Origin of the sequence: Arthrobacter oryzae, from assembly GCF_030718995.1 — a bacterium.
GTDB classification, from domain to species: Bacteria; Actinomycetota; Actinomycetes; order Actinomycetales; family Micrococcaceae; genus Arthrobacter; species Arthrobacter oryzae_C.
The window spans coordinates 3,002,087-3,012,804 of sequence record NZ_CP132204.1; the positions used below are offsets into that span (position 1 = coordinate 3,002,087).

Below are 10,718 nucleotides of genomic sequence, written 5' to 3' on the forward strand. Positions count from 1 at the left end.
GTATTTTCCGGATCCAACACAAGGACTCACATGACTTTCGATTACAAGGTTGCCGACATCTCCCTGGCTGAGGCCGGCCGCCACCAGATCCGCCTCGCAGAGCACGAGATGCCGGGACTGATGTCCCTCCGCGAAGAGTTCGGCGCCAGCCAGCCGCTCAAGGGTGCCCGGATTGCCGGTTCCCTCCACATGACGGTCCAGACAGCCGTACTGATCGAGACGCTCACTGCCCTGGGTGCCGAGGTCCGCTGGGCTTCCTGCAACATTTTCTCCACCCAGGACGAAGCGGCCGCCGCCGTCGTGGTAGGCAACGGCACGGTTGAGGACCCGCAGGGCGTCCCCGTTTTTGCCTGGAAGGGCGAGACCCTCGAGGAGTACTGGTGGACTGCCGAGCAGATCCTCACCTGGCCCGGCGCGGACAGCAACCCGGACCTTGGCCCGAACATGATCCTCGACGACGGCGGCGACGCCACCATGCTGGTGCACAAGGGCGTAGAGTTCGAGGCCCTCGGGTCCGTCCCGGCCGCGGCAGAGGACGAGTCCGATGAAGGGCGGGTCTTCCTCGACGTGCTGCGTGCCTCGCTAGCAGCGGACGCGCAGAAATGGACCCGCATCGGCTCCCGCCTGCTCGGTGTCACCGAAGAGACCACCACCGGCGTGCACCGTCTCTACCAGTTGGCGGAGCAGGGCAAGCTGCTCTTCCCGGCCATCAACGTCAACGACTCGGTGACCAAGAGCAAGTTCGACAACAAGTACGGAATCCGCCACTCGCTGCCGGACGGCATCAACCGCGCCACGGACGTCCTGATGGGCGGCAAAATCGCCGTCGTCTGCGGCTATGGCGACGTCGGCAAGGGCGCCGCAGAAGCCTTCCGCGGCCAGGGTTCCCGGGTGATCGTCACCGAAATCGACCCCATCTGTGCACTGCAGGCAGCCATGGACGGCTACCAGGTGGCGAAGCTGGAGAGCGTCCTGGGTGAAGGACATATCTTCATCACCACCACGGGCAACAAGGACGTCATCATGGCCGAGCACATGGCCGGCATGCGTGACAAGGCCATCGTCGGAAACATCGGCCACTTCGACAACGAAATCGACATGGCCGGACTGGCCCGGATTCCCGGCATCAAGAAGGTCGAAATCAAGCCGCAGGTGCACGAGTGGGTATTCGATGAGGGAAGAGACAGCGAGCGTTCCATCATCGTCCTCTCCGAAGGCCGACTGCTGAACCTGGGCAATGCCACCGGCCACCCCTCCTTCGTGATGAGCAACTCGTTCGCGAACCAGACCATCGCGCAGATCGAACTCTTCACCAAGCGGGACCAGCCCGAGGGAGAACGGGAATACGAAAACCAGGTCTACGTGCTGCCGAAGATCCTCGATGAGAAGGTTGCCCGGCTCCACCTGGACGCCTTGGGCGTGGAGCTGACGGAGCTGTCCAAGGAACAGGCCGAATACCTGGACCTGGACGTTGCGGGTCCCTACAAGCCGGACCACTACCGCTACTAAGGACCCGTGGCCCGCCCGGGCGGGCCACGGCGCCCGCCCGGCGTGCGGTAAAATCGTTGGGGGCTGATCAAGGGCCTGTCGGGGGACATGGAGAAGGTCATGACTGAAGTCCACAAGCGGAAAACCATGAAAATATTGGGCGTGGCGGCTATTTGCGGCGCCGTCGCTGCCGGCGGCATCGGTGTAGCCACGGCACCCAGCTGGGCAGAGCCCGCGTTCCAGTCGGAGTCGTCCGCGCCGGTCCGCAACGAACCGGGACTGGCTTCTCCGGTTGTCAAGGCCGTCGAACTCGGCGTGACTCCCACGGACGGCGCCGCGGGTGTCAACCCCGCCGTCGCGCCGTCCGTCAAAGCCGTCAACGGAACGGTGAAGGACGTTGTCCTGGCAACGGCCGACGGCGGCGAGCCGGTCAAGGGCACGCTCAGCGCCGACGGTTCCACCTGGACTGCCCTGGACCCGTTGGAGTTCAACGCGGAGTACGAGTACGCCTTCACGATTGTGGACCAGGCGGGCCGCGAAACGAAGAAAACCCAGACGTTCACCACGGTGGCCACGGCCAACGAAGCCGACGCCGCCGTCTACCCGCAGAACGGTTCCACCGTGGGTTCGGGCCAGCCGATTGAAATCGTCTTCTCCGAGCCCGTCCTGAACAAGGAAGCCATGGAGAAGGCCGTCACGGTTACCCCGTCGTCGGGCCAGGCTGTCGCCTGGCGCTGGTACTCGGACCAGCGCGTGCGCATCCGGCCCGAGGCGTTCTGGGCCTCCGGAAGCCAGGTCACTGTCGACCTCAAGCTGTTTGGCGTGGATTTCGGGAACAAGATGGTCGGCAACATGGACACCAAGGTCAGTTTCAAAGTGGGTCCGCAGCGCGTCGCCGTGGTGGATGACGTCACCAAGACCATGAACGTCTACTTCGACGGCCAGCTGGTCAAGACAGCTCCCGTGACCCTGGGCGACGCCGAATGGCTCTCGCCCACCGGATACGCCGTGATCATGGAACAGGAACGCCATTCCAAGTTCAATGCCGGAAGCATCGGCCTGAAGCCGGGTGACAAAGGCTACTACCCGCCGCTGACGGTCGAATACGCCAACAGGCTCACCTCGTCAGGCGTCTACGTCCACCAGGCCCTCGAGTCAGCCTGGAGCTCGGTGGGCAAGGTCAACGTCTCGCACGGCTGCGTCGGATTGCTGCCGGCGGACGCGGCCTGGTTCTTCAACAACATGAAGACCGGCGACGTCGTACAGACCCTCAACACCGGCGCTCCGCCTGTGGAACCGCTGGAAGGCTACGGCGACTGGAACATCCCCTGGGCGCAGTACGCCAAGCGGTAGGACCCGCCGCCTACTTACCGGGTGTCCCGGGCGTAGGGCAGGCGGTTCAGCCGTTCCCCCACGCCGGTGCTCCGTGCCCGCGCCCGCGTCAACCGGCCCAGTTCCCGTTCGCGGCGTTCCACCAGCACTGCTGCGAGGTACTCTTCCGGGCCGGTGCCGCCAGGCGGCGGCGGGGCGACGCACGCTGAAACCTCCGTGGCCAGCGACACTGCCATGGAGGCGCGCGACGCCGGCGACATCCGGCCTGCCTGGCGGATGAACTGCGCCGAACGGCGGGCTACGGCATCCGGTATCCGGCCGATGTCAGCCAGCGCGGCCCAGGACCTCAGGTGCGGCGGCACGAACGGGACAAACGGCGGTTCTGCCGGCACCCGGCGCCGCAGGGAATAGGTTCCCGCCACAACGTCGCCGAGCCGCTTGGACTTGTCGTTGAACAGCGCGACGGCGATGGCCAGGCCACCGAAGGTCAGGTAAATCTCCAGGAAACCGATCAGGCCGCGGATCAGGGCGTGACGGAAACGGATGGCGCCGCCGTCGTCCCGGACGATCCGCAGTCCGGCCGCCAGCTTGCCCAGCGATAAGCCGCGGGTGAGGGTTTCCACCGCCACCGGGAGGATCACGAAGCAGAAAACCACGCTGACCAGCACCAGGGCGCGCGCTGCGGCCCCGTCCAGGTCACTGAAGGCGGAGGAAATCACCGCCATCATCACCAGGAGGAGCACGACGTTCGCTGCCACGTCCAGGATCAGGCCCAGCGCCCGTGCGGCGAATGACGCCGGGCGGAGCTCCAGTACAACTGCTTCACCAGTGATGATCGAGCTCAAGCCGGGTCCCCGTTCCCTACACGCCGCCTATGGACGCTCACAGTCTAATCGGGGCGCGCTAGGGTGGTGCCGTGGACATCGATGCGTTCTCCGCGGTCAACGGGGACAAGTGGGCGCGGCTCTACGCGCTGGCGTACAAGCGGCGGCTGAACGGAAGCGAAGCCGATGAACTGCTGCGGCTCTACCAGGCGACGTCCGCGCATCTTTCCCTGCTCCGTTCCGTTGCCCCCGAAAGCGGGCTCTCCGCATCCCTGTCCGCCACGCTGGCCCAGGCCCGTACCCGCTTCACCGGGGCGCGGTCCAACTTTATGGACGACCTCGCCCGGTTCTTCGTCATCGCGCTGCCGGCTGCCTTATACCGGATCCGCTGGCTGACCGTCTGGAGCGGGCTGGCGTTCTGCCTGGTGGCCGGCGCGTACGCTCTGTGGATCTCGACGTCCCCTGATGCGCTCCGGGCCCTGGGCTCGGACGCGACCATCAAGCAGTACGTCGAAGAGGATTTCATCGACTATTACTCGGAAAATCCCGCTGCGTCGTTCGCCGGTGCCGTCTGGACCAACAATGCGTGGATCTCCGCGCAAGCGGTTGCCTTGGGAATCACCGGGTTCTGGGTTCCCATGATCCTCTTTGGTAACGCCCAGGCCCTGGGCGTTGCGGCGGGTGTCTTTGCTGCGGTCGGCAAATCCGATGTCTTCTTCAGCTACATCCTGCCCCACGGTTTGATGGAGCTCACCGCAGTGTTCGTCGCGTGCGCGGCGGGCCTGAAAATCTTCTGGGCGCTGGTGTCACCCGGACCCCGGACCCGGGCGCAGGCGGTGGCGGCGGAAGGCCGCTCGCTGATCACCGTGGCCCTGGGGCTCGTCCTGGTGCTGTTCGTGTCCGGCCTCGTGGAAGGCTTCGTCACGCCCAGCAGTCTTCCGGTGTGGGCCAAGATCAGCATCGGCGCGGCAGTTCTGGCTGCCTTCTGGGTTTATGTCCTGGTGTGGGGCAGGCGCGCGTGCCGCTCCGGGGCCAGCGGCGATCTCCAAAGCGCCGACGCGGGATACACGGCTTCGGCCGCCTGAAGACATTCCGGAACGGGGTGGCACCTGCCGCCACGGAGTGCCTGACGGTAGGCTCATCTGGAGATATGTAGCGTTGCCGGATGTGCCCGGCAACGCGGACGCCTACGGAAGTGAAACTGCAGTGACTGAGAAGACGCCCAACCCGTCGAACCGGCAGGATCCCCACCTGGATCACGCTGACGACACCGACGAACCCGCGTTTGACTGGATGAGGCCCGCCGCTGCGGGAACAGCTACTGCGGGAACGGAAACAGCCGCGACGGGAGAGCCGGCAGCGTCCGCCGGCACCGCGCCAGTGCCCCGGGCCGGCGTCCCTGCGCCCCAGGCCGGGAGCCGGGCCGACCGCAAGGCCGCGGAGGCCGCCGTCGAGCCTGCTGCCGAACCGCAGGGGAGGGGGACGCATTTCCGGGAACCCCTGCCCACCTCCGCCCTCCAGGTGCGTCCGCCGCAGGACGAAGTGGAGCGCCGGAACGCCGAACGGGAGCTGGCGAACAATACCAAGCCCGTCCTGCCCCGCGTGATGCAGGTCCTTCTGGCCGTCTTCTACCCCCTGATCCTCCTGGTTCTCGCCGTCCGGGCCGTCACCAGTCCGTTGTTCCTCTGGGTGGAATACAACCGTCCGGGCTTTCCCGGCGACGGCTACGGCTTCAGCACGGATGACCGCATGACGTACGGGTCCTACGCGGTGGACTACCTCAGCAACTGGTCCGGCCCCCGGTATCTGGGCGAACTTGTGAACCGCAGCGGCGATGCCTTGTTCCAGGAGGGCGAAGTCAGCCATATGGCCGACGTCAAACTGGTCATTCTGTCCGCTTTCGCCGGCGGCGCCCTGCTGATCCTGCTGAGCATTGTCGCCATCGTCTACCTGCGCCGCCGCAGCCCCGGCGGAGTGCGCCGCGGCCTGTTCGCCGGCGCGATCGTCACCCTGGCGATCATTCTGGGGCTGGGCACGCTGGCCGCCCTGAGCTGGCAGCAGTTCTTCACTGAGTTCCACCGGATCTTCTTCGCCAGCGGGACCTGGACCTTTGCCCTGGATGACACCCTCATCCGGCTTTTCCCGGGACAGTTCTGGGTTGACGCCGGAATCGTCATCGGGGCCCTGGTGCTGGTTGCGTCCGTTGTGACCCTGATCCTCACCTGGCCCACCAGGAAGCGCCGCGGGCTGGCCGGGGGCGCAGCCGCCACAGGCGAGGTCAACAATGCTGACAAGAGCGGGGATAAGTCCGCAGACACGAACGATGACAAGACCGCCGCCAGGAACGCGGAGGCCCGGGACCGCCGCGCAGGGACCGCGGGCGTACCTGCTTAGCGGTACAGGCCGTTTATGTGTGCCTCGTAGTCACGGACGACGGCGGCCCGCTTGAGTTTCAGTGACGGCGTCAGGTGACCTGACTCAACGGTGAAATCGGCATCCAGCAGGACGAAGCTGCGGATCGATTCGGCTTTCGACACCAGCAGGTTGGCCTGGTCGACCGCGCCTTGGACGGCCTCCCGGACCCGGGCATCGGATGTTGCTTCTGCAACGCCCATGACCGGAATCCGCTGGGCCGAGCACCAGTTCTCCAGGCCCTCCGGGTCGAGGTTGACCAGCGCGGAGATGAAGGGCCGGCCGTCGCCCACCACCACTGCCTGGGCCACGAGCTGATGCTCCCGGATCTTTTCCTCGAGCGGGCCGGGGGCCACGTTCTTGCCGCCGGCGGTGACGAGGAGGTCCTTCTTCCGGCCGGTGATGGTCAGGAAGCCGTCTTCGTCCAGCGACCCGAGGTCTCCGGTGCGGAAGAATCCGTCCACGAACGCTTCCGCGTTGGCGGCCTCGTTGGCGTGGTAGCCCTTGAAGACACCGATGCCCCTGACCAGGATCTCGCCGTCGTCAGCCACCCGGATGGTGGTACCGGGCACGGGAATTCCCACAGTTCCCACTTTGGTCCGCGACGGGGTGTTGGCCGTACACGGTGCAGTGGTCTCCGTGAGGCCGTAGCCTTCCAGGACAGGAATACCGGCGCCTCGGAAGAAGTGCGCGTCGTTGGAGCTGAGCGGGCTGGCGCCGGAGACCGTGTACTTGACCTGTCCGCCGAAGGCCTGCCGGAGTTTGGGATAGAGCAGCCGGTCGAAGACGGCGTGCTTGGCGCGGAGCACTATTCCGGGTCCGTTGCCTTGTCCGCGGGCCTCAGCGTCAAGCGCCTTGGAGTAGTCGATCGCCACGGCGGAAGCGGCAGCGAAGAGCCTCTCCTTTCCGGCCAGGGCGGCCTTGTGGCCGGCACCCGCATAGACCTTCTCGAAGATCCTGGGCACCACCAGCAGGAAGGTGGGCTTGAACGTCGCCAGGTCCTCCAGCAGCTGGGCGGCGCTGGACGTGTGGCCCAGGGTTGCCCCGGCGCTGAGGCACACCACCTGGACGGCTCGGGCAAGCACGTGGGCCAGGGGCAGGAACATCAGGGTCCGGGCGTTCTCCTGCCGCAGGATCTCGGGAAGGAACCCCACGATGTTGGTGGCAACGAGGGCAAAGTTGCCGTGGGTTATCTCGCAGCCCTTGGGCTTTCCCGTGGTTCCGGAGGTGTAGACCAGCGATGCGACGTCGGCAAGGCCCGCCGCGCTGCGGTGCCGCTCCAGCTCCGCGTCGGTGACTCCGGCGCCGGCGGCGGCGAGGCTTGCCAGGTTGGGTGCCCCGCCGTCGTCGTCCATCCGCACAACGGTGACCACGGCGTCGCCGAGCAGCTCGGAGTGGGCGAGGACACCGGCCACAAGTTCAGCCTTCGCGTGGTCCTCTACGAACACCCTGCGGGCGCCGGAGTCATGCAGGATCCATTCGACCTGGCTCGCCGATGAGGTTTCATAGACCGGGACGGTCACGCCGCCGGCGAACCAGATGGCGAAGTCCACCAGGGTCCACTCGTACCGGGTACCGGACATCACAGCAACGGTGTCGCCCGGAGCGAGGCCTCCGGCGATCAGCCCCTTGGCCAGTGCCACGACTTTGTCCATGAACTGCTGGACGGAGACATCAACCCAGCCGTTGGGTCCCTTGCGGGCATAGATGGCATGGGACGGGTCCTTGGCGTGCTGTGCGAGCAGCAGGTCGGTCACGTTGCTGTCCTGATCCAGCTCCACGAGCAGTTCAGTGCTTGCTTCTCTCACAGCCAGTCTCCGTTCCAGATCCGTGATTTGCTTTCCCGTCGCCCGTAAATCGCGTGCGTTGCGTCGCCCGAGGCTCCCTTGCCATCCTGCCCTAGATCCAGGACGGCATCCACATCCGGAACCGCCAGTCCTGGTAGGGAATGATCTCCGCCGTCCAGATGGGATAGAAGAATGCCGAGAGCAGCACCGCACCGGCCACAAACAGTGCCACGAGGTAGAGCCCGGATCGCCGGCGCCACACCGGGTCCTGCCGCCGCCCGAGCACCAAGCCCAAGCAGTATGTCAGGGCGAGGACCAGGAACGGTTCAAAGGAGACGGCGTAAAAAGTGAACATGGTGCGTTCCGGATACAGGAACCAAGGGAGGTAGCCGGCGCCGACCCCGGCCAGAATGGCCCCGGCCCGCCAGTCGCGGCGCCCGGCCCACCAGAACAGCAGGATCACCAGCGAAACAGCGGCGCTCCACCAGATCAGGGGATTGCCCACTGAGAGGATGGCCGACGTGCAGTTGGCAACGTCGCAGCCCGGGCTTCCCTGCTTGGGGGACTCGTAGAAGAACGACGTGGGCCGGCCCATCACCAGCCAGCTCCAGGCGCTTGCCTCGTACGGGTGGTCGGAGCTGAGTCCCTGATGGAACTTGTACGCTTCCAGGTGATAGTGGGCCAGGGACCTCAGGGGCGCCGGGAGCCAGCCCCACTGGTCCGACGGGTTGGTGTCGGCCCAATGGCGGAAGTACGCGTCCTTCGACTGGAACCAGCCGGTCCAGGTGGCCACGTACACGAGGCCGGCCACGGGCACGATGCTCAGGAAAGCGGGAATTCCGTCCTTGATGATGCCGCCGCTGATCCATCCCCGGATGCCGGCGATCCGGCGCGCGCTCAGGTCCCAGAAGACGGTCAGGAGTCCAAAGCCGGCCATGAAAAACAGCGCCGACCACTTGGTGCCGACGGCGAGGCCCAGGCAGACGCCCGCGGCAATGCGCCACCAGCGGATGCCAAGCCAGGGCCCGGAAACCAGCTGGACCACGGATGGCCTGCCCTCCCGAGCGGCCGCGGCCTGGCGGCCCAACCTGGCGGCCAGCCGGCGTCGGCCGTCGTCGCGGTCCATCAGGAGGGCACCGAAGGCGGCGAGCAGCCAGAACATCAGGAAGATGTCCAGCAGGGAGGTCCTGGACATCACCAGGTGGTGGCCGTCAACTGCCAGCAGGAGTCCTGCCACGGCCCCCAGCGTCAGCGAGTGGAAGAGTTTCTGCGCGATCAGGGCGATCAGGAGGATGGACAGCGTCCCGGTCGCGGCAGCACCGAACCGCCAGCCGAGCGGGTTGTCCGGGCCGAACAGCCACATTCCTGCCGCGATCATCCACTTGCCGACCGGCGGGTGCACAACATACTCGGGGGAGGAGAGGATGACGCCGGGGTTCCCGGCCACGAAGGATTCGTTGGCCTTGTCCGGCCAGTTGCGTTCGTACCCGCTGACCAGCAGCGAATACCCGTCCTTGACGTAGTAGGTTTCGTCGAACACCAGACTCCGCGGAGTGTCGAGGCGGACGAAACGAAGGATGCCGCCCATCGCGGCGGTGATGGCCGGTATGAGCCAGAACCACAGCCGCAGCGACGGCGGATAGTCGCGCCAGGAGCGTATTCCGCCCAGCAGCCGTTCCTGGAGGGCACTTTCCGTAAACGCTTCCTGCGGCCGGCGGATCCACCGGTGCCCCTCAAGCTTGCGTCCCGGGGTCCCCGACGCCGGCTGGTCCGGGCGGGACGGATTGGCCTCGACAGGAGGTACGGAGGTCTGCGTCACGTGCCCATGCTACCTTTTGGCGCTGGAAGAGCCTGCCAGCAGTAGGCTGGTCGTGTGGACCAACAACTCAGCACTTCCCGCGCGGCCGGCTCCGATGACGACGGCACTCCTTCAGAGGGAGGCCCGGCTTCGACAACTGGCGCCACGGACGAGGCATGGGCTCCGGCTACGGAGCCGGGGGCCGGCCCCGTGGATGGAAGGCCGGGCAGGATCGTGCTCGCAGCGACGCCCATCGGCAATGTCGGCGACGCCTCCCCGCGGCTTGTCGAACTCCTCACAACGGCTGACATCGTTGCCGCCGAAGACACCCGGCGCCTGCACCGGCTGGTGCAGAACCTCGGCGTAACCGTGGCCGGAAGGATCATCAGCTACCACGAACACAACGAGGCTGCGAAGACCGCCGAACTCCTGGATCAGGTGCGGGCCGGCAAGACCCTCGTGATGGTCACCGACGCTGGAATGCCGTCCGTCTCGGATCCGGGGTTCCGGCTTGTCGAGGGTGCGGTGGCGGCCGGCCTGACGGTCACCGCCGTGCCGGGGCCGTCCGCGGTCCTGACAGCACTCGCGCTGTCCGGGCTCCCCACGGACCGATTTTGTTTTGAGGGATTCCTTCCCCGCAAGGCGGGCGAACGTGCCTCCCGGCTGTCCGAACTCGACGCCGAACGCCGGACCATGGTTTTCTTCGAGGCGCCCCACCGGCTGGAACCGATGCTCCGGGCGCTGCGCGAGCGGTTCGGCGGCGACCGCCCGGCAGCAGTCTGCCGTGAGCTGACCAAGACCTATGAAGAAGTCATCCGCGGCACGCTGGGGGATCTGCTCCAATGGGCGGAAAGCAACGAGGTGCGCGGTGAGATTGCCGTGGTGGTGGGCGGTGCCCCGGAGCGTGAACCGGGCAAGCCGGAGGACCATGTGGCCGCCGTCAACGGTCTGATTGCCCAGGGCATCAGGCTGAAGGAAGCCGTGGCGGCCGTCGCGGACGACGCCAAAGTCAGTAAGCGGGAACTCTATTCCGCGGTCCTGGCGGCCCGCTAGAGGCCGGACTCCGGGCTTGTGCAG

General features: G+C 66.3%; 8 protein-coding genes. 5 read left to right on the forward strand and 3 right to left on the reverse strand.

Annotated features, from left to right (window positions below; genetic code table 11):
• The first annotated feature begins 30 nt into the window (after positions 1-30).
• Both ahcY and Q8Z05_RS13855 read left to right on the forward strand, forming a co-directional pair.
• Positions 31-1,509: an adenosylhomocysteinase gene (gene ahcY, locus Q8Z05_RS13850; protein ID WP_305940194.1), complete on the forward strand. Its 1,479-nt coding sequence runs from the start codon at positions 31-33 to the stop codon at positions 1,507-1,509.
• A gap of 99 nt (positions 1,510-1,608) precedes the next feature.
• Entirely contained in the window at positions 1,609-2,841 is a 1,233-nt protein-coding gene (locus Q8Z05_RS13855; RefSeq protein ID WP_305940195.1) for a L,D-transpeptidase, read from the forward strand.
• Between the two features lie 14 nt (positions 2,842-2,855).
• Here the strand turns inward: Q8Z05_RS13855 and Q8Z05_RS13860 are convergent, their stop codons facing one another.
• Positions 2,856-3,665 (reverse strand): RDD family protein, encoded by an 810-nt coding sequence (locus tag Q8Z05_RS13860; protein WP_305940196.1) that lies wholly within the window; start codon positions 3,663-3,665, stop codon positions 2,856-2,858.
• 71 nt (positions 3,666-3,736) lie between these two features.
• Here Q8Z05_RS13860 and Q8Z05_RS13865 point away from each other — a divergent pair, with 71 nt between their 5' ends.
• Together Q8Z05_RS13865 and Q8Z05_RS13870 are read left to right on the forward strand one after the other, a co-directional pair.
• Positions 3,737-4,729: a stage II sporulation protein M gene (locus Q8Z05_RS13865; protein WP_305940197.1), complete on the forward strand. Its 993-nt coding sequence runs from the start codon at positions 3,737-3,739 to the stop codon at positions 4,727-4,729.
• A 121-nt stretch (positions 4,730-4,850) separates the two neighbouring features.
• Positions 4,851-6,038, forward strand: a complete 1,188-nt coding sequence (locus Q8Z05_RS13870) for a TIGR01906 family membrane protein (protein WP_305940198.1) — start codon at positions 4,851-4,853, stop codon at positions 6,036-6,038.
• Here the strand turns inward: Q8Z05_RS13870 and Q8Z05_RS13875 are convergent.
• Positions 6,035-7,864 (reverse strand): AMP-dependent synthetase/ligase, encoded by a 1,830-nt coding sequence (locus Q8Z05_RS13875; RefSeq protein WP_305940199.1) that lies wholly within the window; start codon positions 7,862-7,864, stop codon positions 6,035-6,037. The two genes, Q8Z05_RS13870 and Q8Z05_RS13875, sit on opposite strands and share 4 nt — an antisense overlap.
• A 91-nt stretch (positions 7,865-7,955) precedes the next feature.
• Positions 7,956-9,662, reverse strand: a complete 1,707-nt coding sequence (locus tag Q8Z05_RS13880; RefSeq protein ID WP_305940200.1) for a dolichyl-phosphate-mannose--protein mannosyltransferase — start codon at positions 9,660-9,662, stop codon at positions 7,956-7,958.
• A gap of 189 nt (positions 9,663-9,851) precedes the next feature.
• Between Q8Z05_RS13880 and rsmI the strand changes: the two genes are divergently transcribed.
• Positions 9,852-10,694 carry a 16S rRNA (cytidine(1402)-2'-O)-methyltransferase gene (rsmI, locus tag Q8Z05_RS13885; protein ID WP_305943571.1) on the forward strand — a complete coding sequence of 281 codons (843 nt, stop codon included), beginning with the start codon at positions 9,852-9,854 and terminating at the stop codon, positions 10,692-10,694.
• Positions 10,695-10,718 lie beyond the last annotated feature (24 nt).